This window comes from Kitasatospora sp. NPDC058162, from assembly GCF_042884005.1.
GTDB lineage: Bacteria > Actinomycetota > Actinomycetes > Streptomycetales > Streptomycetaceae > Kitasatospora.
Genome location: NZ_JBHVUS010000053.1, coordinates 1 through 24,265 on the forward strand (window position 1 = coordinate 1; position 24,265 = coordinate 24,265).

Annotated in this window: 22 protein-coding genes and 1 pseudogene; 14 read left to right on the forward strand and 9 right to left on the reverse strand. The window is 71.5% G+C overall.

Features of this window, described 5'->3' with window-relative positions; all coding sequences use genetic code 11:
- Window positions 1-182 precede the first annotated feature (182 nt).
- On the forward strand, window positions 183-1,106 hold the full coding sequence (locus ACFVXG_RS43210) for a GNAT family N-acetyltransferase (RefSeq protein ID WP_387935998.1): 924 nt from the start codon (window positions 183-185) through the stop codon (window positions 1,104-1,106).
- A gap of 32 nt (window positions 1,107-1,138) precedes the next feature.
- On the opposite strand, the gene ACFVXG_RS43215 is transcribed toward ACFVXG_RS43210, so the two are convergent.
- Together ACFVXG_RS43215 and ACFVXG_RS43220 are read right to left on the reverse strand one after the other, a co-directional pair.
- Window positions 1,139-1,663 carry an AAA family ATPase gene (locus ACFVXG_RS43215; protein WP_387935999.1) on the reverse strand — a complete coding sequence of 175 codons (525 nt, stop codon included), beginning with the start codon at window positions 1,661-1,663 and terminating at the stop codon, window positions 1,139-1,141.
- Window positions 1,664-1,673: 10 nt separating this feature from the next.
- Window positions 1,674-2,165: a MarR family winged helix-turn-helix transcriptional regulator gene (locus ACFVXG_RS43220; protein ID WP_387936000.1), complete on the reverse strand. Its 492-nt coding sequence runs from the start codon at window positions 2,163-2,165 to the stop codon at window positions 1,674-1,676.
- Window positions 2,166-2,250: 85 nt separating this feature from the next.
- Here ACFVXG_RS43220 and ACFVXG_RS43225 point away from each other — a divergent pair, with 85 nt between their 5' ends.
- Complete coding sequence (locus ACFVXG_RS43225) at window positions 2,251-2,757, forward strand: cupin domain-containing protein (RefSeq protein ID WP_063352400.1); 507 nt, start codon at window positions 2,251-2,253, stop codon at window positions 2,755-2,757.
- A 44-nt stretch (window positions 2,758-2,801) separates the two neighbouring features.
- A complete protein-coding gene (locus ACFVXG_RS43230; RefSeq protein WP_387936001.1) occupies window positions 2,802-3,221 on the forward strand; it encodes a RidA family protein in 420 nt (139 codons plus the stop codon).
- A 130-nt stretch (window positions 3,222-3,351) separates the two neighbouring features.
- Here ACFVXG_RS43230 and ACFVXG_RS43235 read toward each other — a convergent pair whose 3' ends face one another.
- The 4 genes from ACFVXG_RS43235 to ACFVXG_RS43250 form a co-directional block, all read right to left on the reverse strand.
- A complete protein-coding gene (locus ACFVXG_RS43235) occupies window positions 3,352-3,561 on the reverse strand; it encodes a DUF6243 family protein (protein WP_387936002.1) in 210 nt (69 codons plus the stop codon).
- A gap of 220 nt (window positions 3,562-3,781) precedes the next feature.
- The gene (locus ACFVXG_RS43240; RefSeq protein ID WP_387936003.1) at window positions 3,782-5,614 is read right to left on the reverse strand and encodes a glycoside hydrolase family 15 protein; all 1,833 of its coding nucleotides are present in this window, start codon (window positions 5,612-5,614) and stop codon (window positions 3,782-3,784) included.
- A 153-nt stretch (window positions 5,615-5,767) separates the two neighbouring features.
- Window positions 5,768-6,082, reverse strand: a complete 315-nt coding sequence (locus ACFVXG_RS43245) for a putative quinol monooxygenase (protein ID WP_387936004.1) — start codon at window positions 6,080-6,082, stop codon at window positions 5,768-5,770.
- A gap of 21 nt (window positions 6,083-6,103) precedes the next feature.
- Complete coding sequence (locus ACFVXG_RS43250; protein WP_387936005.1) at window positions 6,104-6,496, reverse strand: nuclear transport factor 2 family protein; 393 nt, start codon at window positions 6,494-6,496, stop codon at window positions 6,104-6,106.
- A gap of 129 nt (window positions 6,497-6,625) precedes the next feature.
- On the opposite strand from ACFVXG_RS43250, the gene ACFVXG_RS43255 reads away from it, so the two are divergent.
- The 4 genes from ACFVXG_RS43255 to ACFVXG_RS43270 all read left to right on the forward strand — a co-directional run bounded on the left by ACFVXG_RS43255 (window position 6,626) and on the right by ACFVXG_RS43270 (window position 10,892).
- The gene (locus ACFVXG_RS43255) at window positions 6,626-7,429 is read left to right on the forward strand and encodes a MerR family transcriptional regulator (RefSeq protein ID WP_387936006.1); all 804 of its coding nucleotides are present in this window, start codon (window positions 6,626-6,628) and stop codon (window positions 7,427-7,429) included.
- A 103-nt stretch (window positions 7,430-7,532) separates the two neighbouring features.
- Entirely contained in the window at window positions 7,533-8,312 is a 780-nt protein-coding gene (locus ACFVXG_RS43260; protein WP_387936007.1) for a hypothetical protein, read from the forward strand.
- A gap of 133 nt (window positions 8,313-8,445) precedes the next feature.
- On the forward strand, window positions 8,446-9,135 hold the full coding sequence (locus ACFVXG_RS43265) for a VC0807 family protein (RefSeq protein ID WP_387936008.1): 690 nt from the start codon (window positions 8,446-8,448) through the stop codon (window positions 9,133-9,135).
- A 197-nt stretch (window positions 9,136-9,332) separates the two neighbouring features.
- Window positions 9,333-10,892 carry an amino acid permease gene (locus ACFVXG_RS43270; protein WP_387936009.1) on the forward strand — a complete coding sequence of 520 codons (1,560 nt, stop codon included), beginning with the start codon at window positions 9,333-9,335 and terminating at the stop codon, window positions 10,890-10,892.
- Here ACFVXG_RS43270 and ACFVXG_RS43275 read toward each other — a convergent pair.
- The 3 genes from ACFVXG_RS43275 to ACFVXG_RS43285 all read right to left on the reverse strand — a co-directional run bounded on the left by ACFVXG_RS43275 (window position 10,843) and on the right by ACFVXG_RS43285 (window position 13,790).
- Window positions 10,843-11,517 carry a TetR/AcrR family transcriptional regulator gene (locus ACFVXG_RS43275; RefSeq protein ID WP_387936010.1) on the reverse strand — a complete coding sequence of 225 codons (675 nt, stop codon included), beginning with the start codon at window positions 11,515-11,517 and terminating at the stop codon, window positions 10,843-10,845. The two genes, ACFVXG_RS43270 and ACFVXG_RS43275, sit on opposite strands and share 50 nt — an antisense overlap.
- 171 nt (window positions 11,518-11,688) lie before the next feature.
- A complete protein-coding gene (locus tag ACFVXG_RS43280) occupies window positions 11,689-12,900 on the reverse strand; it encodes an MFS transporter (protein WP_387936011.1) in 1,212 nt (403 codons plus the stop codon).
- Entirely contained in the window at window positions 12,897-13,790 is an 894-nt protein-coding gene (locus ACFVXG_RS43285; RefSeq protein ID WP_387936012.1) for a pirin family protein, read from the reverse strand. The genes ACFVXG_RS43280 and ACFVXG_RS43285 overlap by 4 nt, the downstream gene beginning before the upstream one ends.
- Window positions 13,791-13,976: 186 nt before the next feature.
- Between ACFVXG_RS43285 and ACFVXG_RS43290 the strand changes: the two genes are divergently transcribed.
- The 7 genes and pseudogenes from ACFVXG_RS43290 (at window position 13,977) to ACFVXG_RS43320 (ending at window position 24,168) form a co-directional block, all read left to right on the forward strand.
- A complete protein-coding gene (locus ACFVXG_RS43290; protein ID WP_387936013.1) occupies window positions 13,977-14,546 on the forward strand; it encodes an NADPH-dependent FMN reductase in 570 nt (189 codons plus the stop codon).
- A gap of 147 nt (window positions 14,547-14,693) precedes the next feature.
- Window positions 14,694-15,383, forward strand: a pseudogene (locus ACFVXG_RS43295) (phosphotransferase family protein); the annotation flags it as partial.
- Window positions 15,384-15,690: 307 nt separating this feature from the next.
- The gene (locus tag ACFVXG_RS43300) at window positions 15,691-17,802 is read left to right on the forward strand and encodes a hypothetical protein (RefSeq protein ID WP_387936014.1); all 2,112 of its coding nucleotides are present in this window, start codon (window positions 15,691-15,693) and stop codon (window positions 17,800-17,802) included.
- Between the two features lie 432 nt (window positions 17,803-18,234).
- On the forward strand, window positions 18,235-19,791 hold the full coding sequence (locus ACFVXG_RS43305) for an arabinofuranosidase catalytic domain-containing protein (RefSeq protein WP_387936015.1): 1,557 nt from the start codon (window positions 18,235-18,237) through the stop codon (window positions 19,789-19,791).
- 71 nt (window positions 19,792-19,862) lie between these two features.
- Window positions 19,863-22,280: a ricin-type beta-trefoil lectin domain protein gene (locus ACFVXG_RS43310; protein WP_387936016.1), complete on the forward strand. Its 2,418-nt coding sequence runs from the start codon at window positions 19,863-19,865 to the stop codon at window positions 22,278-22,280.
- A 205-nt stretch (window positions 22,281-22,485) separates the two neighbouring features.
- On the forward strand, window positions 22,486-24,000 hold the full coding sequence (locus ACFVXG_RS43315; protein WP_387936017.1) for an NCS1 family nucleobase:cation symporter-1: 1,515 nt from the start codon (window positions 22,486-22,488) through the stop codon (window positions 23,998-24,000).
- Between the two features lie 3 nt (window positions 24,001-24,003).
- Entirely contained in the window at window positions 24,004-24,168 is a 165-nt protein-coding gene (locus tag ACFVXG_RS43320) for a hypothetical protein (protein WP_387936018.1), read from the forward strand.
- The last annotated feature ends 97 nt before the right edge of the window (window positions 24,169-24,265 follow it).

The window sequence follows — 24,265 nt, forward strand, 5'->3', positions numbered from 1 at the left end:
GGAAAGCGCCAAGAGGATACGACGTCAGCCGGACGGACCCACCCAGATTTTCACCCCGTTGGGGTGAGCCCGTAAGGGCTTCGGATTACTGACCCCCCACCACCCCAAGCCACTTCCCCCGCACGGCTCGATCGTGCAGGAACCCATTGGCGCGAAGATCATCGATTGTGTTCAATACTGGGGTGAGTCACGTAGCGAACGTCATGATCTCCGTCGAAATGGACGACGTCCCGGCGGTCGAGGAACTGAGCCAGTGGTTGCAGACCTCCGCCCCGCAGCGCGGCGGCGACCCCGGCGCCACCGGCTGGGTCGGCTCGCTCCGGGAGACCACCGGCCGCGACTCGCTCTGGGGCGGCGGCAAGCACCCGGAGTGCGACGTCTACGCCGGGGCGCTCAACCACGCGGATCTCGCCGGGCTGGTGGCCCACATCGAGCGCATCCCGTGGCAGTGCCCCGAGTTCGTCCAGCTGTTCGTGAAGGACCAGCACGACCTCTACTTCCGGGTGTGGATGTTCCACGGCGCGGAGCTGCGACAGCTGGCGCCCGAAGGCCGGGAGCAAGCGATCGAGCCCCCGGGCACTCCCCGACACATCCACACCCGCTTCGCGCTCACCGGCGATGCCGAACTGCTCCGCGAGCTTTGGGTAGCCGCGGTCAGCTGGGAACCCGGCCGCGGCCTCTCGCCCGAGGCGGTCCTGTCCGAGCCGAGCAACTCCCGCTACGTGGACGGCTGGCCCCGACGCGGCGACCTGGGCCTGGTGGCCGTCGCCACCCGGGAGGCCAACGGTTTCGACCCGGTCCCGGTCGGCGCCGCATGGCTGCGCTACTTCACCGAGGACGAGCCCGGCTACGGCTTCGTCGGCCCTGACGTCCCGGAGCTCAGCATCGGTGTCCACCCGGCGGAGCGCGGCTGCGGCGTCGGCACCGCACTGCTCAGGCGCCTGCTGCGGATCGCCCATGAGTCCGGTGTCGACCGCGTCTCGCTGAGCGTCGAACGGGCCAACCCCGCCCTGCGGCTCTACGAGCGCGAAGGCTTCCTGGTCCACGACCCGCGCGAGGGCGCGAACTCCCTGACCATGGTCGCCGACCTTCGGACCCGTCCCTAGCCCGCCGGGCTGTTCCGCGTGGCGGGCGGGCCTCAGCTCCCGAGGGCCTCTGCGATCTGCTGGGCGGCCTGGGTGGGCGTGAGGTGGGTGGTGTCGATGACCTCGGCCTCACCGTGCAGCCAGGTGCGGGCCGCCTCGGCGTAGGGCTCAAGGTACTTGAGGCGGAACCACGAGTTGGGACCGACAACAGTGTCCCCTGCGATGCGCCCGCGGAGGGTCTCCTGGTCGGCGTGGAGGACGAAGTGCCGCACCGGGATCTCATATCGGGCGAGGCCCGTGCTGATCTCGCGCCAGTACTCCTCGACCAGGACGGTCATGGGCATCACCAGAGTGCCGCCGGTGTAGTCGAGTACGCGGCGGGCGGTCTCGACCACGAGCGGCCGCCACGGCGGCCAGTGCTGGAAGTTGTCCGTCCTGGGCAGCCCCGGCGTGATGTCCATGAGTGTCTCGCCGACCTTCTCGGCGTCGAACACTCGTGAATCCGGGATCAGCTGCTGCACGAGCGCACTGGTCGTCGTCTTGCCCGCGCCGTGGGTGCCGTTGAGCCATACGATCATGGGACCGACGCTACCCCGCGCCCTCGACGTCGGTGAGCAGTTTGCGCAGGAGCTCGTCCAGGGTGGCCCGTTCCTCGCCCGAGAGGGCGGAGAGCAGCGCGGTCTCGTTGGCCGCGTGGTCGGTGAAGGCGGCGTCCACGAGGGCGCGTCCGGTCGCGGTGAGGGCGATGCGGACGCTGCGCCGGTCCGCCGGGTCGGTGCGGCGCTCCACCAGGCCCGCCGATTCCAGCCGGTCGATCCGGCTGGTCATGCCGGCCCTCGACATCAGCAGCAGCGCGGCGAGCTCGGAGGGCATCAGTTCGTACGGCGAGCCGGAGCGGCGCAGGGTGGCGAGAACGTCGAACTCGCCGCGCTGGAGGCCGTGTTGCTTGAACACCTCTTCGACGATCCGGCCCGCGAGCAGCGCGAGGCGGCCGAGGCGGCCGACGGTGCCGACCGCCGCCAGGTCGAGGTCCGGGCGCTCCCGGCTCCACTGGTCGAGCATGACGTCCACGTGATCCATGGGGACATGTTATTCGATGGGAGATAGTTAGACGTAGTACTATCAGCCATGGAACTACTGGAGTGCTCACTGTGGGGAGAGACCAATGACGTTGATCGGACCGGAAGCCGTGGTGGTGAGGGGCGACGAAGCCGAGACCGTCGGAATGCTCGGCGGCAAGGGGCGGCTGCTGGCGGACTCCAGCGCCACCGGCGGCGCCCTGAGCACCCTGCGCGTCACGCTGGGGCGCGGCAAGGACGGCGCCACCCCGCACTACCACGGGGGCTCCTCGGAGCTGTTCTTCGTCGTCGACGGCTCGGCCCAGGTGCTGGTCGGGAACGAGGTGGTCACCGCCCGCAGCGGCGACCTCGTGGTGGTGCCGCCCCATCTGCCGCACGCCTTCGCGGCGGCGCCGGACTCCGGGGCGGACCTGCTGATCGTGATCACCCCCGGGGTGGAGCGCTTCGACTACTTCCGCCTGCTGGAGCGGATCCGCGCGGGCGAGGCGACGGTCGAGGAACTGCTCGCCAAGCAGGACCTCTTCGACAACCACTTCCTGGAGTCGCCGAGTTGGCGCGACGCCCGGGAGGAAGCCGCCCGGTCCGAGCCGTAGACCGCCCGCCACCGAGCCCGGCCCGACACCAGCGAAGGAACCCCGTGACCGACACCCGCACCATCACCAACCCGCCCGGCCTGCACGACCCGACGCCGTTCGGCTACAGCCACGTCGCCTCCGCGCCCGGCGAACCGGTGTTCATCGCCGGCCAGTACGCCTCCGACGCCGACGGTCAGGTCGTGCCCGGCGACTTCGCCGCCCAGACGGAGCTTGCCCTCGCCAACCTGCGCACCGCGCTCGCCGGGGTCGGCCTCGGCTTCGAGCACGTGGTCCGGCTCGGCTCGTACATCGTCGACCACGACGCGGAGAAGCTGGCCGTCCTCGGCAAAGCCCTGGCCGGGGCCTGGGGCGACCGGCTGCCCGCGCAGACGCTCAGCGGGGTCGCCTCGCTCGCCCTGCCGGGGATGCTCCTCGAGATCGACGCGGTCGCCGTCCGCCCGCCGGCCGGGGCAGCGGGCTGACCCACCCACGCGCGGCTGGTCGGCCGAGAGCTGAGCGGGACCGGCCGCGCCCGGTACGGCAGCAGGGCTCGGACCGCGCGTCGCGGTCCGAGCCCTGCCCCGTGCGGTGCCGCGCTGCGGCGGCGGTGCGTCAGCCCTGTTCGGTGTCGCCGCCCGCCTGCTCGGCGCCCTCAGCCGTTGCTGCCTTCTCGCGCATCTTGCGCACCAGCTCCGCCTTCTGGTCGGCTGCACCCTGACGGTCGAGGTTGCGGTGCGGACCGTTGTTCTGCCGTTCGGCGCGGGACAGCCTCTTGCGCTGGCCGCCGCCCATGCCCACGGGGTTGTTGATGTTCTTGCTCACGGTCGTGGGTTCTCCCGGTGGTGAAGTGAGGTGAAGTGATCTACGGATTCATCGGTGGGGGACGGGCGGCCACGTCGAAGGACGTCAGCAGGAGCCCATCACGCGCTCACTCGTAAATCGGCGTCTGGAATCACATGACAACGACATTACCCGGTTCCGTCGGCCCTGCACACCAACCTTCTCGCCGCACGGAATCCGGGATCCCACCTCGACCGCCCCCTCAGCCGAGGGCGCGGTCGAGGTTGAAGGCCGCGCTGATCAGCGAGAGGTGGGTGAACGCCTGGGGGAAGTTGCCGAGTTGCTCGCCGGTGCGGCCGATCTCCTCGGCGTAGAGGCCCAGGTGGTTGCCGTAGGTGAGCATCTTCTCGAAGGCCAGCCGGGCCTCCTCCAGGCGGCCGGCCCGGGTGAGCGCCTCGACGTACCAGAAGGAGCAGATCGAGAAGGTGCCCTCGGAGCCGTGCAGGCCGTCCGGGCTGGCCTCCGGGTCGTAGCGGTAGACCAGGGAGTCGGAGACCAGGTCCCGGGTGAGCGCGTCCAGGGTCGCCAGCCACTTGGGGTCCGTGGGCGAGATGAACTTGGCCATCGGCATCATCAGCACCGAGGCGTCGAGGACGTCGGCGCCCAGGGACTGGACGAACGCCCCGCGTTCGGCGGACCAGCCCTCCCGCATGATCTGCCGGTAGATCATGTCCCGGTTCCGCTGCCAGCGGGCGAGGTCTGCGGGCAGGCCGCGCCGGTTGGCCATCCGGATGGCCCGTTCGATCGCCACCCAGCACATCAGCCGCGAGTAGACGAAGTCCCGTCGGCCGCCCCTGGTCTCCCAGACGCCCTCGTCCGGCTGGTCCCAGTGGTCGCAGAGCCAGTCCACGACGGCGCCGACCTCGTCCCAGTGGTCGCTGCTGATCGGCTTGCCCCACTTGTCGTACAGGTAGACGGAGTCGATCAGCGCCCCGTAGATGTCGAGCTGGAGCTGATGGGTGGCGGCGTTCCCAACCCGCACCGGCGCGGATCCCAAGTGTCCTTCGAGGTGGCCCAGTTCGGTCTCGGGCAGGTCCTTGCGCCCGTCGATGCCGTACATGATCTGCAGCGGGCCGGTCGGGCCGGCGCCCCGCATGATGCCGCGCTCGGACAGGAAGCCCATGAACGCCTCGGCCTCGGAGGTGAAGCCCAGGCGGAGCATGGCGTAGACGCAGAACGCGGCGTCGCGTACCCACACGTACCGGTAGTCCCAGTTGCGTTCACCACCGACCCGCTCCGGCAGGCTGGTGGTCGGCGCGGCCACGATCGCGCCGGTCGGCGCGTAGGTGAGCAGCTTCAACACCAGCGCCGAGCGGTGCACCATCTCCCGCCAGCGGCCGCGGTAGCGCGAGCGGCTCAGCCAGTCACACCAGAACCGGACGGTCGCCTCGAACTGCGCCTCCGCCTCCGCGTGCGGACAGGCGCGCGGACGCACGTCCTCGCCGATCCGGTCCAGGGCGAACACCACGGACTCGCCCTCCAGCAGCTTGAACTGCGCCCGGACGTCCGGGCCGTCGGCCTCCAGCGGCGCGGTCGAGGTCAGCGCCAGCGACATCGACGGTGCCTCGAAGACCGCCTCGTCGGCCCGCACCCGCAGGGTGTGCGATTCGGCCCCGTACCGGAACCGGGGGGCGATCCGCGCCGCGAACGGCAGGCTCCCCCGCACGCAGAACACCCGCCGGATCAACCGGTGCCGGGAGGCCTCCCGGGACTCGTCGACGACCGGCATGAAGTCCTGGATCTCCGCGACGCCGTCGGCCGCGTAGAACCGCGTGATCAGCACGTTCGTGTCGGGGAAGTAGAACTGCCGCGTCCGGGTCGGCACCTCGGCGGCCAGCTCGAACGAGCCGCCCCGCTCCGCGTCCAGGATGGACCCGAACACGCTGGGCGCGTCGAACCGCGGGCAGCAGTACCAGTCGATGGTGCCGTCCGTCCCGACCAGCGCGGCAGTGCGGAGATCACCGATCAGCCCGTGCTGGGCGATCGGCAGGTAGCGCCCACCGCCCCCTCCCCCGGATCCGGTCCCGAACTCCATGCCGGCCTCCCTACCGTTTCACCGAGGGCAGGTACGGGCCACAGCAGACCTCGTCTCTCATGGTAGATCGCCCCCGGAATTCGGCGCGGCGGGCCTCCGCCGCCCATTCGCCTTGATCACCGGCCTCGGCGGCTTGGTGCAGGGCAGGGGCACTCAGCGGGCTGCGATGCCCCAGCCCTGGTAGATCTCGTCGTAGTAGTGGAGCACCAAGGGGCGGGTGAGCATGGCCTCGAAGGTGGCGGTGAAGCCGTGTGCGGTGCGCCAGGCGAGGTAGTCGGTGTAGTTCTGCGCCCGGGTCCACTGGGTCAGGCCCGTGACGTGGTCGGCGTCGTTCTGGTCGCGCAGGATGCGGATCTCCTCGCAGCCCTGGTGCTGGAGGCTCTCGCCCAGGACGTCCAGCAGCAGCTGCGCGACGTCGTCGCCGCGTCCGGGCCGGGCGAAGAGTTCGGCGGTGACCAGTGTGCTCATCGGAATCCTCGCGGTCAGTGGTCAGTAGGGAGCCGGCTGGTTGTGCACGATGATCATGGAGCTGATCCTGCCGTCGGCGACCGTGAGGTAGCTGGTCAGGATCAGCTCGTCGGGCAGGTTCGTCTTGTCGTACTCGCCGTCGTAGCGCGCTCGCACGATGGTCAGGGCGCCGTGGTGCGCGACCTCCGTCACGGCCATGGTGACCTTGTCGTCGACCAGGTCGCGGCGCGCCCAGGCGCGGATCGATGCGGTGCCGACGAATTCCCGGCGCGCGTCGTTGACCAGGGCGTCGTCGCAGAAGGTCGCCATGACGGCGTCCAGGTCGAAGGCGTTGACCGCCGCGATGAAGGTGGCGACGACCTCGGGCAGGGCGTCGGCCGGGGCGGTGGGGGCGGTGGGTTCGGTGGTGTTCATTGCGGGATTCCTTACCGGTGGGGTGCTCAGTGGGTGCTCACTGGACACGCTGGGCGCTACCGCCACGGGAGAGTCAAACGCGGATCTTCTGCTGGACCCTCCGGCAGGGGGAGGGTTGACACTGGTGCCATGCACAGCGCGTTCTCCCGCGTGACCCATCTGAGCATCAAGACGCTGCGGCACTACCACGACGTCGGGCTGCTCGCCCCGGCCGACGTGGACCCGGGCACCGGCTACCGGTACTACTCCCTGGACCAGGTGCCGACCGCGCAGGTGATCGTACGGCTGCGCAACCTGGACATGCCCGTCGCGGACGTGAAGGCCGTGCTCGCCGCACCGGACGTGAGCACCCGCAACGAGCTGATCAGCGCGCACCTCGCACGGCTGGAGGACCGGCTCGCGCAGGCGCAGAGCGCCGTCGAATCGCTGCGCGAGCTGCTGTCCCGCCCGGCGCACGGGTCCACCATCGAGTACCGCACGGTCCCTGCGCAGCCCGCGATCGGCATCCGCGAGGTCGTCGAGCGGCAGGACGTGCTGAGCTGGTGGCAGGGCGCCCTCGGCGAGCTCCACGGCTTCACCACCGCGCGGGGACTGCACCGCACCGGCCCGATGGGCGGTCTGTTCGCGAGCGAGCTGCTCCAGGACGAGCGCGGCGAGGCGCTGGTGTTCGTCCCCGTCGACGGCGACGTCCGCCCGGTCGGCCGGATCGACGCCGTGGTCGTGCCCGGCGCGGAACTCGCGGTCGCGGTCCACCGCGGACCCCTCCGGACCATCGATCTCACCTACGGCGACCTGGGCACCCACACCGCACGCCACGAGATCGGCGTCGACGGCCCGCTGCGCGAGTTCTACCTGCGCAGCCCCCTCGACGTGGCGAGTGAGCAGGACTGGGTCACCGAGGTCGGCTGGCCCATCTTCCGCTCCAACGGCTAGCGTCGCCCCGCCCGCACCACAGCGGCGGGGGCGGGGGCGGCCGAACGCCCTTGAGCGGACGTGGTGTTGGTGCTTCACTGTGCGGATGATCAGCGAGGCGGAGATGACTGACCTGTTCGGTGCCGTGCTCAGCAGGCACCGGGTGGACACCGGGGCGCGGTGGCGGAACGCCGTGTGGGCGCTGGTGCTGGCCGTGCCCACCGGCTGGCTCGGGCTGTGGGCGTTGCTCAGCGCGGACGACGGCCGCTCGGGCGGCGGCCGGACGATCGGCCTGGTGATCGGCCTGTCCCTGGGTGCGCTGTACATCGCCGTGACCCAGGCGTGGCGCGCGGTGCGGGGCGGGTCCGGAGAGTACTTCGAGGTCCGCGAGCGCGGGCTCGTCCACGGCTCGCGGCGCGGCGCGGTGGGCTGGGAGTGGAGCCAGGTCGTGTCGATCACCATCCCCGGCAGCACGAGGATCCACGGCCTCGCCCGCCGGCTGGGCAACGACTACCGCTGCCGCCTCGCCCTCGACGGCGGCGCGCGCCTGCACATCGACGGGCACGCCGCCGGGGCCTCCGGCCTGGGCCGTGCGGTGGTGGAGCACAGTCCCCGCGCGCGGCGGCTGGAAGGGGACGAGTGGCAGGAGCGGGCGGGCGGCTGGTTCCTGGCCGGGGCGGCGGCGTTCCTGGTGGTGGGCGTCTCGATGGTCGCCTACCTCGCGAGCCACGCGGACACCACCCGCAGGACCACCGACGCGAACGGCATGGTCAGTGAGCACACCGTGCAGGGCGTCGGCAACGGCGTGATCATGGCGGTCGGGCTGAGCCTGCCGGTGTGCGCGGTCGGCGCGATCACCTGCATCGTGCTGTACGTCCGCTACCGGCGGTACCGCCCGCGCTGACCCGTCCGTCCCCGTGGCAGCACCAGCCGCCTTGGCGGCGGAGGCAACGGCACGCAGCCGAAAGCGAGTTGGCGGAGCGGGCAGGCGCGCGGACCCGGCACTACGCTGGCCTTCCCGTGCCCCGGAGGATGCCGTGACCACCACGCGAAGTGCCGGCGGCGACGCCCCCGCGCCGCCGCCGCGGCCCAGCGGCCGGCGCCTGCTGCTCGGCGTCGCCTGGGACGTCCTGGTCCCGATCGGGGTGTACTACGGGCTGCGCGCCGCCGGGGTCAGCGTCTTCGTCGCGCTGCTGGCCGGCGCCGTCCTGCCGGCGCTCACCACAGCGGTGCGGTGGCTGCGCACCCGCAGCCTGGAGGGCATGGCGGGATTCGTCGCCGGGACCATGCTGCTCGGCGTCGCGGCCGCGCTGGTCAGCGGCAGCCCCCGCTTCCTGCTGGCCAAGGACGGGTGGCTGACCGGGGTGGCCGGGCTCTGGTTCCTGGTCTCGATCAGGGCCAGGCGCCCGCTGCTCTTCCACGGCGGCCGGCCGCTGCTGGAAGGCCGGTTCCGCTCCGACGGCACCTCCTGGGACGTGCTGTGGGAGCGCGAGCCGGCCTTCCGGCGGATCTGGCGGGTCTCGACCGCGATCTGGGGCGTGGCGATGCTGCTCGACGCCGCCGCGCGGATCGTGATGGCGTACACCCTGCCGGTGGACGTGGTGCCCGGCCTCGGCGCGCTGCTGTGGCCGGTCACCCTGGTGCTCCTACAGGTGGTCAACGGCGTCTACTACGAGCTGGCCGGGCTCTGGCGGTTGACCTCCGGCACGACCGGGTCGGCCGCTTGAGGCTCGCGGGTGGCGTCGACGAGGTCGCGCGGCCGCTTGGCGCCGGACGGGGTTCCACCCCGTCGGCCCGGCCGACGGCCGTCCCGGATTCCGGTCAACGGGTGTCCACCCTGCGGTCGGACCGGCCCGAGGACTTGATCATGACGGGCGGTCGGGCCAAGATCTCCCCCGGTTGGATCACAACGGGGGGAGCCGTGATGTCTGAGGACCGGTCGGTCAATCGTGGGCTGAGACAGCGCCACATCGCCATGATCGCGCTGGGCGGTGCGATCGGAGCCGGGCTGTTCGTCGGCTCCGGCGTCGGGATCGCCGCGGCGGGGCCCGGGATCGTGCTGTCGTACCTGGTGGCCGGGGTGCTCACGGTGCTGGTCATGCGGATGCTCGGCGAGATGTCCGCCGCCCACCCCGGCTCCGGGTCGTTCGCCGCGCACGCCACCCGCGCCTGGGGGCCGTGGGCCGGGCTGCTGGCCGGCTGGATGTACTGGGCGCTGCTGGTGGTGAGCGTGGCCGCGGAGGCGATCGGCGCCTCCCGGATCGTGGCGGGTTGGCTGCCGCAGGTGCCGGCCTGGGTGTGGGTGGCGGCGTTCATGGCGCTGTTCACCGGGACGAACCTGGCGGGTGTGCGGCACTTCGGCGAGCTGGAGTTCTGGTTCGCCGGGGTGAAGGCGGCCTCGATCTGCGCGTTCATCCTGCTCGGCGCCGCCGCCGTGCTCACCGGCCGGACGCCGACCGCGGCGAACCTGACCACGCACGGCGGCCTGCTGCCGCACGGCTGGCACGGGGTCGCGGTGGGCACCATCGCGGCGGTGTTCGCGTACGGCGGGCTGGAGACGGTGACGATCGCCGCCGCCGAGTGCGAGGACCCGGTGGCCGCGGTGCGCCGGGCGGTGCGCACGGTGCTGTGGCGGGTGGCGCTGTTCTACATCGGCTCGATGGCGGTGATCGTCGCCGTGGTGCCGTGGGACGACCCCGCGGTCGCCGGCGGCCCGTACGCGGCGGCCATCGGTCGGATCGGGGTGCCGGGCGCGGAGCAGCTGATGAACGCCGTGGTGCTGGTGGCCCTGCTGTCCGCGATGAACGCCAACATCTACGGCTCCTCGCGGATGCTGCGCGCCCTCGCCGCCCGCGGCGACGCCCCACGGCTGCTGACCCGCCGCGGCCGGTCGGCCCTCCGTGGCGGCGACGGCTCGACCGGCGTGAACGGCGCTGGCGACGTGGCCAACGCCCCGGCCGGGACCGGCCGCGCCGTGCTCGCCTCGGCCGCGTTCGGCTTCGCGTCGGTGGTGCTCAGCCTGTTGTGGCCGCGGACCGTCTTCCCGTTCCTGCTGAACTCGATCGGGACGGCGATCCTGGTGGTCTGGATCCTGATCGCCGCCTCCCACCTGCGGCTGCACGGCCGGCGGCAGCGCACGGACGGGCCGGACCAGCACGGACCGGACCAGGATCACGGGCCGGAGCGGGAGCACACGCCGCGGCAGGCGACCCCGCTGCGGGGCTTCCCGTACCTGGGTTACCTGGCGCTGGCGGCGATGGCCGGGGTGCTGGTGTTCATGCTGGTGGACCCGGGCAGCCGCAGCCAGGTGCTCTGCACCGGCGCGTGGACGGCGGCGCTGATGGCAGTGGCCGGATTGCGGCGCCGCCGTCGCCGGCCGGACGCCGAACCCGCCGTCGCCGTGGCCACGGCCGCCGTGGACACGACCTCCGTCGTCACTGCTCCCGTGCATACCGCGCCAGGAACAGGTCGACCCCGGAGCTGATCATCCGGTGCATCTCGGCCTCGTCCAGCTCCGCCTCCGGGCGGAACGTCCGCACCAGCTGCGGCACGCCCACCGTGCAGGCGACCAACTGCTGCACGGCCAGCGCCGGGTCCTCCACGGCGAGGACGCCGCGGCGGTCCAGTTCGGCGAAGGCCTCGATCAGCGGGCCGTTGTTCATGTCGTAGCTGACCCGGTACCAGAGCTGGCCCAACTGGGGGAAGCGGTCGATCTCGCCGATCACCAGCCGGCGCAGCGACATGATGTCGGGGCGCAGCAGGATGCGGGTCCAGTCGAGGGTGAGCGTGATCAGCGCGGAGCGCAGGTCGTCGGCCTCGGCGATGGTGGAGTTCCACGGTTTGAGGTCCTCGTAGGTGGTGGGCAGTATGCCGCCGATCACCGCGAGGAAGAGCCGTTCCTTGTTCCCGAAGTGCTTGTAGATGGTCGCCTTGGAGACACCGGAGCGCGCCGTGATGGCGTCCATCGAGGCGGCGGAGTAACCCTCCTTCAGGAACTCGACCAGGGCCGCGTCGATGATCGCCTGTCGACGCCGCTGGGCGGCGTCGACCGGGCTCGGGATGATCGGGATGCCGAACTCGTCGATCGGCTGGGGGCTGTCGGCGGCCATCAGGAGGTTCTCCTCGGGGGTGCTGGGCGCTCGGAGGGAGACGGTACGGGCCAGTATAGGAAACTGAACGGTTCGGTCGGCAGGCCCGGCCTCCGGACCGGCGGCGCCCCCGACCGCGCGTCAGATCGGCGCGCCCGGCAGGCGCCCCGACCGGTGCGCCGGCGAGGCGGACTACGGGCCCGCCCCGGCGATCCGCGCGCCGAACGCCGCGAGCTGCGGGCCGAGCGCCGCGCCGAGCAGGAACACCAGGTTGAACAGCCCGATCGCCTCCGGCCGCCGCCGCGGCGCCACGGCCTCGGCGGCGGCACCGGTCAGGACGCCCTGGCCGCCCGCGTTGACGCAGGCGCTGGCCCCGGCGCCCAGCAGCACCAACGGCGCCCAGGGGCCGACCGCCGCGAGCAGGAGCGCGGCGAACGAGACACCGAGCAGCAGGCCGGTGGTCCGCCGCAGGCCCAGTCGGGGCGCGGCACGCACCAGCGACCAGGAGAGCAGCGCACCGGTCAGGGTGGCGAGCGAGCCGACCGCACCGGTCTGGACGGCGCTCCAGCCGGTCAGCGCGGCGACCCGCCGCGGTGCGCCGTAGACCAGGCCGAAGTTGACGGTCGCCAGGATCAGCATCACCAGCGCGACGGCCCGGAAGCGCGGCACCGCCAGGGCGTCCAGGCCGAGGAGCGAGCGGCTCGCCGCACCCGCGCCCCGCGCCGGCTCCGGACCGGTCCCGGCCACCGTCGCCGTCCCGGTCCCGGCCACCGCGCCCGCGTCCGGCTCGGCGCACCCGCGCAGTGCGGCCGGCAGCACTGCCAGGGTCAGCACCGGCAGCACCAGGCAGGCCCGCCAGCCCAGCCCGGCCGCCACCGCCGCTCCGATGAACAGCCCGGCGGTGCCGCCCGCCGCGCTGCCGATCGCGACGACCCCGGAGGCGCGTCCGTCCGGTTGGCGCGCGGCCAACTGGAAGGCGGCCACGTTGAACCCGGCCGCACCGACCGCCTGCAGGGCGCGCCCGGCGACCAGCGGACCGAGGGCCGCCCCGGCGCCGAGCGTGACCAGCACGCCGAGCAGCAGCGCCCCGGCAGAGGCGAGCAGCAGCGGCCGGGGGCCGCGCCGCCCGGCGGTACCGGTGAGCAGCGGGGTGCCGAGCATCATGCCGAGCCCGTAGCCGCTCATCAGCCAGGCGGCTGAGCCGGGGCCGGTATGCAGTTCCCGCGCGACGGCGGGCAGGACGAGACTCGGGCTGGAGAGTCCGGCGGCCCCCGGGGCGGCGACCGCCGCGAGCAGCAGGCCAGTCCGGAGCGACCCCCGTACGCCCCGGCCGGCGCTGCCCGTCGGCGGCTCCGCCGGGAGCGCGCCCGCCCCGGCCGCCGTGTTCAGCACTCCCGGGTTCATTCCGGGATCCTCCCGAACTTCCCGTTCGAGAAGTCGAGTTGGGCCTGCCGGAGCTCGGCCGCGGTGTTCATCACGAACGGGCCGCCGCGAGCGACCGGCTCACCGATCGGTTCGCCGGCCAGGACCAGCACCTCGGCCGGGCCGTCCGGCGCGGCGACGGCGATCCGCTCGCCGTCGTGCGCCAACACCGCGAGCCGGCCGTCCGCCAGCGGCGCGTCGGGCAGTTCGACGGCGCCGGAGAGCACGTAGACGGCGGCGTTGTGGCCGATCGGCACCGTGAAATCGACCTGCCCACCGGCGGGCAGCACGGCGTGCGCGAGCAGCACCGGCAGGTGCGTCTCGAAGGGTCCGGCCACACCGTGGCTGCGGCCCGCGATCACCTTGACCCGGCTGCCGTCCTCGGTGTGCACCACCGGGATGGTGTCGGGCCCCTGGTTCTGGCTGCGGGCCGGGAGGTCCTTCAGCCGGGCGGGCAGGTTCACCCAGATCTGGAGCATGTGCTGGCGGCCGCCGTGGGCGAGCAGTTCGGCGGTCGGCTCGTTGGAGTGGACGATGCCGGCACCGGCGGTGAGCCACTCGACCTCGCCGGCGACGCTGGTGCCGCGCCGGCCGGTCGAGTCGGCCCAGTCCATCGAGCCCTCGATGAGGTAGGAGACCGCCTCGAAACCGCGGTGCGGGTGGGCGGGGGCGCCCTTGGCCTCGCCGGGGGCGAGCAGCAGCGGACCGGTCTGGTCGACCATCAGGAACGGGTCGAGCATCGGGAGCTCGGCCACCGGGAACGGGCGGCGGACGGGGAAGCCCGCGCCCTCGAAGGTGTGGACGGGATCGATGACGGTGGTGGTCGTGCGGACGGGGGCGGCCTGGGCCGCGGCGAGCTGAGTCGTCGTCATGCCGAGAACTGAACTATACGATTCAGTTCAGAGTCAAGACTGAACCGTCTGGTTGACGCATTGAACTGAACGGTTTAGGTTTCTCGGCATCGGAACGGCAGCCGGCCCCAGCACCCGAACCACACCTGGCCGGCCCCCACCCGCACCCAGACCCAGACCCAGACCCACATTGCAAGGAGCACCGTCATGAGCGCGTCCAAGGTCTTCGCCATCTCCGGCTCGCTTCGCGCCGACTCGCACAACACCGCGCTGCTGCGCGCCGCCCGGAAGCTCAACCCGGCCGGCATGGAGATCGAGATCTACGACGGCCTGCGCGAGATCCCGCCGTACGACTACGACCTCGACCACCCCGGCAAGCGCCCGGCCGTCGTCGAGGAGCTGCGCCGCAAGGTCACCGAGGCCGACGGACTGCTCATCGCCACCCCGGAGTTCAACTACTCCGTCCCCGGCGTCCTGAAGAACGCCCTGGACTGGCTGAGCACCGACTGGACCAAGACCGAGAGCCTGCCGCTGCACCGCAAGCCCACCGCGATCATGGGCGCCGCCCCCACCAACTTCGGCTCCGTCCGCGCCCAGCTGGCGCTGCGCCAGGTCTTCGTCTGGACCGACAGCGACGTCGTGGTCAAGCCCGAGCTGGTCGCCTTCCGCTCGCACGAGCGCTTCGACGAGCAGGGCGAGCTGACCGACGAGGTCACCGTCGGCATCCTCAAGGACCTGCTCGCCGCCCTCCAGGGCAAGATCGACGCCCGCGCCTGACACCCTGCGCCGAACCCCACCGGCTTCGCCACTCCCCGTCCCGGCGGACGGTTGCCGCCGGGACGCGGTTGCCCCCACATGTCGAAACCGGAGCCGGTGGGACGAATGCATTCGCGCGTGCCGTCACCCGGGTGACGAGGTGGCCCGATGACGGACCTCGATGAGGCTGCGACCATCCGACCGTTGACACTGGCCTGGGTGCGCCGGCAGCTGGCGGCCGGCGAACGGATCGTCCGAACCCGCGCGCTGCACGGCGGCAGCACCGCCGAGATGCGGAGGCTGACCATCCGCACGCGCGACGGCGGCACTCATGACCTGGTGCTGCGGACCTTCCCCGGCGTGGCGGATGCCGAGGACTGGCTGAATCGGGAGGCCGGCGCCCTGACCCTGCTCGCGGGGACCGACGTGCCGGCTCCCGAACTGGTCGCCCGGGACCCGACCGCCACACACTGCGAGCACCCGTCGCTCCTCATGACGCATCTGGCGGGCCGGACGGTCCTCGACGACGAAGGACTGGAGGCGCGCCTTCCCCTGTTGGCCCGCCGACTCGTGACCATCCACGCCCTGCGCCCCGCCGAGCGGCCCCCGACGTACGTGACGCTGACGACCACCGACACCGTCGTGACTCCCGAGGGCGCCGACGCGGCGGCATGGGCCGCGGCGATCGACGTGCTCCGCGGACCGGTACCGCCCCGTGAAGGGCGCTTCCTGCACCGGGACTTCCAGCCCGGCACCGTGCTGTTCGACGCTCAGCCCTCCGGCCCGGCCGGGGCCCGGATCACCGGCGTCGTCGACTGGGCGGCCACCTCCTGGGGCCCGGCGGACCTTGTCACCGCGCTGATGGACGCACCGGGCTGAGTCGAGGCGCTCCGGACACCCCGGCGACTCCGCCCGCGTCGGCCGGGCGTCGGTCTCTGAAGGGGTGTCCGGCGGTGGCCGCGTGGCTTGTTCAGAAGATGAACGGTGTGCCGCCTCTTGACGATGGTTCAGGCCGCCATGAGACTCCCCTTCTGACATGCTCACTCCCGATCGGCTGTTGGACGACGGTCCTTGTGGACCGGCTCGAAGGCGCTTGCCCCGCGGTGGCCGCGGGTCATGCTCCGGTGTTCATTTCGCGAACACAGACGAGAGGAACCCCCACCGCATGCATCGCATAGTCCTCCCGACCCCCGCCCCGAGCCCGAGCCCGAGGCCAGGCCGCGGGCCGTCGCGCGTCGTGGCGCTGTTCGCCGTCCTCGCCCTGGCGTTCGCCGGGCTGTTCGGCCTCACGTCCGCGGCCGCAGCGTCCGGCGACTACACCCAGAGCGCCACGCCGCTCGGCGCCACGCAGGTACGGATCGCGTTCACGCCGACGACGCCGGCCCGGTACGTCGACGTCCACTACCTGGTCAACGGTGCCGGCCAGCAGAACTTCCGGATGGCGAACGAGGCCGGCACCTGGACCCGGACCGTCGGCCCGCTCTCCGCCGGCACTCCGGTCGAGTACTGGTTCACCTACGAGAAGAGCGGCCCGCAGTACGACACCCCGCACTTCACCTACACCCAGGGTGGTGGAGGCGGCTCGACGACCGGGTGCCCGGCCCAGTCCGACACCCCGGACCTGGGCCCGAACGTGCACGTCTTCGACCCGGGCATGTCCGGCGCCGCCATCCAGGCGGAGCTCGACGCGCAGTTCGCCCGGATGAAGGACACCAACACCGCGCAGTTCTCCGAGAACCGGGTGGCCGACCTGTTCAAGCCCGGCGTGTACAGCGTGGAGGACAACGTCGGGTTCTACACCTCGGTCGCGGGTCTGGGGCTGAATCCGGACGACGTGACCATCAACGGCCATGTCACGGTCGACGCGTTCAACGCCTCGGACGCGGGCAACGCGACGCAGAACTTCTGGCGCTCGGCGGAGAACCTGGCCATCAACCCGGCCGGCGGCAACCGCTGGGCCGTGGCGCAGGCGGCGCCGTTGCGGCGCGTCGACGTCCACGGCGACCTGCAGCTCTACCCGGCCAGCTACGGCTGGGCGAGCGGTGGTTACGTCGCCGACAGCAAGGTGGCGGGTCAGGCGTCCTCCTCCTCGCAGCAGCAGTGGTACACCCGGGACAGCAGCCTGGGCAGTTGGAGCGGCGGTGTGTGGAACATGGTCTTCTCCGGCACCGGCGGTGCTCCGGCGAACACCTTCCCGAACCCCCCGGAGACCACGCTGGGCATCACCCCCGTCTCGCGTGACGTGCCCTACCTCTATGTCGACGGCGCCGGCCGGTACCGGGTGTTCCTGCCTTCTCTGCGCACCGACGCCTCGGGCCCCAGCTGGGCGGGCGGCAGCACCGCGGGCAGTTCGCTGCCGATGAACGGGTTCTACGTCGTCAAGGCCGGCGACACCGCCTCGACCATCAACGCGGCGCTGGCCCAGGGGTGCAACCTGTTCGTCACCCCGGGGGTCTACCACCTCGACCGGACGCTCAACGTCACCAAGGCCGACACGGTGGTCCTGGGCATCGGCTACCCGACGTTCGTGCCGGACAACGGGGTCGACGCGATGCAGGTGGCGGACGTCGACGGCGTCCGGCTCAAGGGCCTGCTGTTCGATGCCGGCACCATCGACTCGGCCGCGCTGCTGACGGTCGGGGCCCCGAGGACGGGCGCGAGTCACGCGGGCGACCCGACCACCATCCAGGACGTGTTCTTCCGGATCGGTGGCGAGATCGCGGGCCGGGCGACCGCGAGCCTGGTCGTGAACAGCAACGACGCGATCATCGACGACATCTGGGCCTGGCGGGCCGACCACGGCAACGCGGGCACGGTCGGCTGGGACGTCAACACGGCCGACAACGGCCTGATCGTCAACGGCGACAACGTCGAGGCGACGGGCCTGTTCGTCGAGCACTACCAGAAGTACGACGTCACCTGGAACGGCCAGAACGGCAAGACGATCTTCTTCCAGAACGAGATGCCGTACGACGTGCCGAACCAGGCCGCCTGGACGGGCCCGACCGGGGTCAACGGCTACGCCGCCTACAAGGTGGGCGACAACGTCATCTCGCACGAGGCGTGGGGCCTGGGCAGCTACTGCTACTTCAACGTCGACCCGTCGGTGAACAGCTACCACGCGTTCGAGGTACCGGCGGTCCCGGGCGTGAGGTTCCACGACGTGTTCACCGTCTCCCTCGGCGGCAAGGGCACGATCACCCATGTCATCAACGACACAGGGGCGAGCACGCCCACCGGCAGCACCGTGCCCAGCAACGTGGTCGCCTTCCCCTGACCCGGCGTCCGACGCGCCATGCGCCGGCCGGTCCGCGATCCTGGGACCGGCCGGCATCGGGCATGTGCTTCACATGTCTTGTCATGCGACTGAAACATGTGTCAGTCTCATTTCGGCTCACCGCAGTTCCCCAGCGGCAAGCGGTGCCCGCCGGCGATCCTCCCTCTCGATTGTGAGCGCTCACATGAATGAGCTGCCACAACTCCCCTGCCGGGGCCGTCCTGTGACCCCAGGAACGGCACCGAGCTGGTCGAACGAGCGCTCCGTCGGCTGAATCCGCACCCGGGCCCCGATCCACCGTGGCCGGAATGTGTCGTACTCATCGCGGACCACGGTGGCGCGCGGCACGTCCCGCCGCTGATCCGCGGTCACTGTTCCTCCCCCGTGTCCCCGTGTCCTCGCGTCCTCGTGTCCCACCCGCAGGAGGCTCCGATGCACCACCGCACGACCACCCGCTCCCACCTCTTACGCCCGTTGCGCCCGTTGCGGCTGGCCCGGCCGGGCGCCGTGCTGCTGCTGGTCCTCGCGGTGACGATGGCCGTGCTCGGCGGCCCGGCCGCCGCGAGCGGTCCCGCCGCGGGGACGGTCCCCGTCGCAGCCCGCCCCGCCGCAGCAGCGGCCCCGGCGGCGGCGCTGCCCTGCGACCTCTACGCGGCCGGCGGCGCGCCCTGCATCGCGGCCCACGCCACCACCAGGGCGCTGTTCGCGGGCTACGACGGCCCGCTGTACCAGGTCCAGCGCGCGTCCGACCACGCGTCCCACGACGTGGGCCTGCTCGCCGCCGGCGGCTACGCCGATGCGTCGGCCCAGACCTCCTTCTGCGCCGGCACCTCCTGCACCATCACCAAGATCTACGACCAGACCAGCCACCACAACGACCTGGCCATCTCGTGGGGCGGCTACTGGAAGGGCCCCGGCCCGAACGGTTACGACGTCGGCGCCGACGCCTCGGCCCTGCCCGTCACGGCGGGCGGGCACCAGGTCTTCGGCGTCAAGGTCACCCAGGGCGTGGGGTACCGGATCGACCACGCCAGCGGGGCGCCCACCGGCTCCCAGCCCGAGGGCATCTACATGGTGACCTCCTCCGACTTCACCAACCAGTGGTGCTGCTTCGACTACGGCAGCGGCGAGAACAGCCACACCGACACCGGCGACGCCACGATGAACGCCATCTACTGGGGCAACGCCTGCTGGTTCAAGGGCTGCACCGGCACCGGCCCCTGGGTCGAGGCCGACCTGGAGAACGGGATGTTCCACACCAACACCGGCTCCAACAAGGATCCCGGCAACCAGGGCGTCCACTACCCCTTCGTCAGCGCCATGGAGAAGAACAACGGGACCAGCAACTTCACGCTGAAGTACGGGAACGCCGCGAGCGGCGGGCTCACCACCCCCTACTCCGGCGCCCTGCCCAACGGCTACTCGCCGATGAAGACCGACAGCTCCCTGCTGCTCGGGACCGGGGGCGACAACAGCGTCTCCGGCCAGGGCGAGTTCTTCGAGGGCGCCATCACCGCGGGCTTCCCCCCGGACGCCACCGAGAACGCGGTGCAGACGAGCATCACCGCCGCCGGCTACGGCAGTTCCGGCACCGGCGGTGGCCCGGCCGGTCCGCTGCGCAGCACCAGCGCCAACCGCTGCCTGGACGTCCCGAACTCCAGCCAGGCCAACGGCATCCAGACGCAGCTCTGGGACTGCAGCGGCGGCACGAACCAGCAGTGGACGCCGACCGGCGCCAAGGAGTTGCGGGTCTACGGCGGCAAGTGCCTGGATGCCGAGGCCCGGGGCACGGCGAACGGCACCAAGGCGATCATCTGGGACTGCAACGGCCAGTCCAACCAGCAGTGGAACCTCAACGCCGACGGCACCGTCACGAGCGTGCAGTCCGGCCTGTGCCTGGACGTCAGCGCCTACGGCACCGCCAACGGGACCCTGCTCCAGCTGTGGCAGTGCACGGGTGCCAGCAACCAGAAGTGGGCCCGCAGTTGAGCTGACCGTCGGCGCCCGTTCCCGTACACCTCCACCCCGGCCCACCACCCACGCGAGGAGACAGCAACCCCATGAAGCCCACCCGACGCGCACTCCCGGCGCCCGGCCGCACGAGAGCGGCCCTCGCCGTCGCGGCCCTGGCCGCCGGCGCCGTCGTGGCCGCGCCCGCCGCGGCCTCGCACGCGGCGACGACGACCACCCTGTACGTCGCGCCGACCGGTAGCGGGAGCACGTGCTCGGCCTCGGCCCCCTGCTCCCTGACCCAGGCGAAGACCGCCGTGGAAGCCGTCAACGCGGGCATGACCGGCGACATCGTGGTCCAACTGGCCGGCGGGACCTACCGGTTGACCGCTCCGCTCACGCTCGGCGCCGCGGACTCGGGCGGCAACGGCCACCGGGTGCTCTGGCAGGCCGCCCCGGGCGCGACCCCGGTGCTGTCGGGCGGGCAGCAGGTGACGGGCTGGACCCTGACGGACCCCGCGAACGACATCTACGCGGCGCCGGTGCCGTCCGGCACCGACTCGCGGCAGCTGTACGTCGACGGGATGCTGGCGCCGCGGGCGGCGATCCCGGTCTCGCGCTCGGACGTGAACATCACCGCCGGCGGGATGACCATCGTCAATCCGGCACTGAACTACCTGGCCACGCTGCCCCAGCAGAGCAGGATCGAGCTGGAGAGCCAGAACTCCTTCACCGACCGCTACGCGCCGGTGCAGTCCATCAGCGGGACGACGGTCACCATGCAGCAACCCGCGTGGAACAACAACAACTGGGGCTACGACACCCTGGCCAAGCCCTTCGCCGGCGGGGCGCTGCAGTTGGAGAACTCGTACGCGTTCCTCAAGTCCGCCGGACAGTGGTTCCTGGACCCGCAGGCGGGCCGGCTGTACTACAAGGCCCCTGCGGGCTGGTCGGCCGCCGCCCACGACATCGAACTGCCCCGCCTGACGTCCCTGCTGCAGATCAGCGGCAGCTACCCCAGCCCCGTGCACGACATCGCCTTCCAGGGCATCGCCTTCAGCCACACCACCTGGCTGCAGCCCGGCACCTCCGTCGGCTACGCCGACCAGCAGAGCGGGGCGTTCCTGTCGCGCCCCTTCACCCAGCCCTCGGACTTCATGACCTCGTGCCAGTCGGGATGCCCGCTGTTCGAGGCCGCCCGCAACAACTGGAACCAGGTGCCGGCGGCGGTGCAGGTCTCGGCGGCCGCCTCCATCACCTTCTCCGGCGACTCCTTCGCCCACCTCGGCCAGGTGGGCCTGGGCATCGGCAACGACGCCGACGCCCATGCCTCCGGCGTCGGCCTGGGCGCCTCGGACATCACCGTCTCGGACAGCACGTTCACCGACGACTCCGGCGCGGGCATCGTGGTCGGCGGCGTGCAGCCCGACGCCCACCACCCGTCCGACGCCGCGATGACCGACCGGGACATCACCATCCGCAACAACCGGATCAGTGACGTCGCCAAGGACTACAAGGACATGGCCGGGATCCTCTCGACCTACGTCACCCACGCCGTCATCACCCACAACGAGGTCTCCAACCTCGCCTACGACGGCATCGACGTCGGATGGGGCTGGGGAGCCAACGACGCCGGCGGCAGCCAGGACTACCGCAACCGCGGCCTCTACGACTACCAGCCCGTCTACACCACGCCGACGACCCTGAAGAACACCGTCATCAGCTACAACAAGGTGCACGGCACCAAGCAGGTGTTCCACGACGGCGGCAGCATCTACACCCTGTCCGCCGACCCCGGCACGAGCGTCGACCACAACTACGTCTACGACAACAGGAACACCGTCGGGCTCTACCTGGACGAGGGCTCCCGCAGCGAGACCCTCAGCAGCAACGTGGTCCAGGACTCGGGCGTGTGGGCCTTCACCAACGCGAGCGGCGGGAACAACACCAACGACAGCACCTTCTCGGGCAACTGGTACAACGCGGGCGCCACCCAGGTCGCCACCGGAGCCCCGCACAACAACGTCCTCACCGGGAACGTCCAGGTCAGCGGCACCAACTGGCCGTCCGGGGCGCAGCAGGTGATCGCCCAGTCGGGCGTGACGGGCAGCGGCGGCGACGGCGGCGGTGATGTCAGCGGGGCGGTGCACGCCGTGGGGGCGGGCAGGTGCCTGGACGTGCCGAACGCGTCAACCTCCCCCGGCACCCAGACCCAGATCTGGGACTGCAGCGGTGCGGCCAACCAGCTCTTCACCCGCACGTCCGCTGGCGAGTTGACGGTCTACGGCGGCACGGACCGGCTCTGCCTGGACGCCTACGGCAGGGGCACGACCAACGGCACCAAGGTCGCGGTCTGGACGTGCAACGGCCAGAGCAACCAGCAGTGGGCCTTCAACGCCGACGGCACCGTCACCGGGGTGCAGTCCGGGCTGTGCCTGGACGTGTCTGGCGCCTCCACCGGCAACGGCGCACCGGTCCAGCTGTGGGCCTGCAACGGCCAGTCCAACCAGCGGTGGTCGCTGTCCTGAGGATTCGCCCGGGTGCGCCGGGGGCTGAGCCCCCGGCGCACCTTGTTCCGCCATGCGAAACAGCGCTTCCGAAGTTGACGTTCCGCTTACATCCGCGGCATCGGGAGGAAACGCACGGCCCGTTCCCTGTATGCCATCTGGCACCTGGCCTGCCACCACGACGGAGCAAACGTGCTTCCGCAGGTCAGAGCGGCAAGGAGAGAGCATGACAGCGGAAGCGGACACGGCCCTCACCCCGGCACCGGTCCCGGCGCAGTACTCGCCGCGCCTCTACAACGACGACCTGGCCCCCACCACCGAGCGCAAGTGGGGCGCGTTCAGCATCTTCAACGTGTGGACCTCCGACGTCCACAGCCTCTACGGCTACTTCCTGGCCGCCAGCCTGTTCCTCGTCGCCGGCAACGCCTTCAAGTTCGTCATCGGGATCGGCGTCGGCTCGCTGGTGATCTACTGGCTGATGACGCTGATCGGCAAGGCGGGAGTGCGCACCGGCGTGCCGTACCCGGTGCTCGCGCGGGCTTCGTTCGGCACCTTCGGCGCGAACGTCCCGGCCTTGGTGCGGGCCGTGGTCGCCACCTTCTGGTACGGGGCGCAGACCAGCGCCGCAGCGGGCGCGATCGTCGCCTTCCTCACCAGGTACAGCGGCCCCAGGCAGTTCCACGAGAGCACCCACCTGCTCGGACACAGCGGCCTGGAGACGGTGTGCTTCCTGGGGGTGTGGGCAGCACAACTGCTGGTCATCAGCAAGGGGATGGAGACGGTGCGCCGCTTCCAGGACTTCGCCGGGCCGGTCGTCTGGCTGATGATGCTGGTCCTCGCCGTCGTCCTGTCGGTCAAGGCCGGCACGCTGTCCTTCTCCGTCGACATGCCGGCCGGGGACCTCGCCGCGCTCGCCAAGAGCTCGACCGGCCTGGACGTCGTCCCGGGCTCGCTCGCCGCGATCGCGGCGATAGCGGCCACGTGGATCACCTACTTCGCGGCCCTCGTCCTCAACTTCGGCGACTTCGCGCGCTTCGTGCCCGACGAGAAGACCCTGCGCAAGGGGAACCTCTGGGGGCTGCCGGTCAACCTCATCCTGTTCTCCTTCGTCGCCGCCCTGACCACCGCGGCCGCCGGCAAGGTCTACGGCCAGGTGATCCTCGAACCCGCCAAGATCTCCGCCAGGTTCGACAGCGTCTACCTGGTCCTGCTGGCCGCGCTGACCTTCGCGGTCGCCACCCTGGGCATCAACGTGGTCGCGAACTTCGTCAGCCCGGCGTTCGACTTCGCCAACGTCGCCCCGAAATACATCGACTTCCGGCGCGGAGGCCTGATCGCCGCCGGCATCGCCCTCCTGCTCTACCCCCTGCACCCCTGGGACAACGCGCCGAGCTTCGTCAACGCCATCGGCTCGACCATGGGCCCGATCTTCGGGGTGGTCATCGTGGACTACCACCTGATCCGCCGGGCCCGGATCGACGTCCCCGCGCTCTACCAGGAGAACGGCGTGTTCCGCTTCCAGGGCGGCTGGAACATCCGGGCGTTCGCCGCCGCCGCCGTCGGCGCGGTCTTCTCCAGCCTCCTGCCGGTCTACGGGCCGGCCGGCTACGCCGCGGCGCTCGGGCCGTACAGCTGGTTCATCGGCGTCATCGTCGCCGGCTCGCTGTACTTCGCGGTGAACGGCGGAAGGAGCCGGATCCTCCCGGCGCTCCCCGCCGACGAGACGGCCGAGGCGGCCTGAACCGTGGCCGTGGACCCGGCCCCCGGGTCCTTCGGTGACGTCTGGTACCACACCACGTTCGTGTACCGGAACAACCAGGCCACCGGGGTCGGACAGTCCTGGACCTTCGCGCCGTTCGTCGACGGCGCCGGAGCGTTCCACACCGTACCCGGCGTGCCCCGCTGCTGAGAACCGGCGCAACGCAGCGGCCCCGCACCCCGTTTCCGGGTGCGGGGCCGCTCGCGTACCGGGTGTGCCTCTCAGGTGTGGGCCCGGGCCCGCTTCG

Bases quoted from the DNA above. Each gene is read 5' to 3' on its own strand.
- ACFVXG_RS43225 (WP_063352400.1), top strand. From the start codon at position 2,251: ATGACGTTGATCGGACCGGAAGCCGTGGTGGTGAGGGGCGACGAAGCC.
- ACFVXG_RS43280 (WP_387936011.1), bottom strand. From the start codon at position 12,900: ATGAACCCGGGAGTGCTGAACACGGCGGCCGGGGCGGGCGCGCTCCCG.
- ACFVXG_RS43290 (WP_387936013.1), top strand. From the start codon at position 13,977: ATGAGCGCGTCCAAGGTCTTCGCCATCTCCGGCTCGCTTCGCGCCGAC.
- ACFVXG_RS43240 (WP_387936003.1), bottom strand. From the start codon at position 5,614: ATGGAGTTCGGGACCGGATCCGGGGGAGGGGGCGGTGGGCGCTACCTG.
- ACFVXG_RS43250 (WP_387936005.1), bottom strand. From the start codon at position 6,496: ATGAACACCACCGAACCCACCGCCCCCACCGCCCCGGCCGACGCCCTG.
- ACFVXG_RS43285 (WP_387936012.1), bottom strand. From the start codon at position 13,790: ATGACGACGACTCAGCTCGCCGCGGCCCAGGCCGCCCCCGTCCGCACG.
- ACFVXG_RS43305 (WP_387936015.1), top strand. From the start codon at position 18,235: ATGCACCACCGCACGACCACCCGCTCCCACCTCTTACGCCCGTTGCGC.
- ACFVXG_RS43315 (WP_387936017.1), top strand. From the start codon at position 22,486: ATGACAGCGGAAGCGGACACGGCCCTCACCCCGGCACCGGTCCCGGCG.
- ACFVXG_RS43275 (WP_387936010.1), bottom strand. From the start codon at position 11,517: ATGGCCGCCGACAGCCCCCAGCCGATCGACGAGTTCGGCATCCCGATC.
- ACFVXG_RS43245 (WP_387936004.1), bottom strand. From the start codon at position 6,082: ATGAGCACACTGGTCACCGCCGAACTCTTCGCCCGGCCCGGACGCGGC.
- ACFVXG_RS43220 (WP_387936000.1), bottom strand. From the start codon at position 2,165: ATGGATCACGTGGACGTCATGCTCGACCAGTGGAGCCGGGAGCGCCCG.
- ACFVXG_RS43300 (WP_387936014.1), top strand. From the start codon at position 15,691: ATGCATCGCATAGTCCTCCCGACCCCCGCCCCGAGCCCGAGCCCGAGG.
- ACFVXG_RS43260 (WP_387936007.1), top strand. From the start codon at position 7,533: ATGACTGACCTGTTCGGTGCCGTGCTCAGCAGGCACCGGGTGGACACC.
- ACFVXG_RS43215 (WP_387935999.1), bottom strand. From the start codon at position 1,663: ATGATCGTATGGCTCAACGGCACCCACGGCGCGGGCAAGACGACGACC.
- ACFVXG_RS43255 (WP_387936006.1), top strand. From the start codon at position 6,626: ATGCACAGCGCGTTCTCCCGCGTGACCCATCTGAGCATCAAGACGCTG.
- ACFVXG_RS43310 (WP_387936016.1), top strand. From the start codon at position 19,863: ATGAAGCCCACCCGACGCGCACTCCCGGCGCCCGGCCGCACGAGAGCG.
- ACFVXG_RS43270 (WP_387936009.1), top strand. From the start codon at position 9,333: ATGTCTGAGGACCGGTCGGTCAATCGTGGGCTGAGACAGCGCCACATC.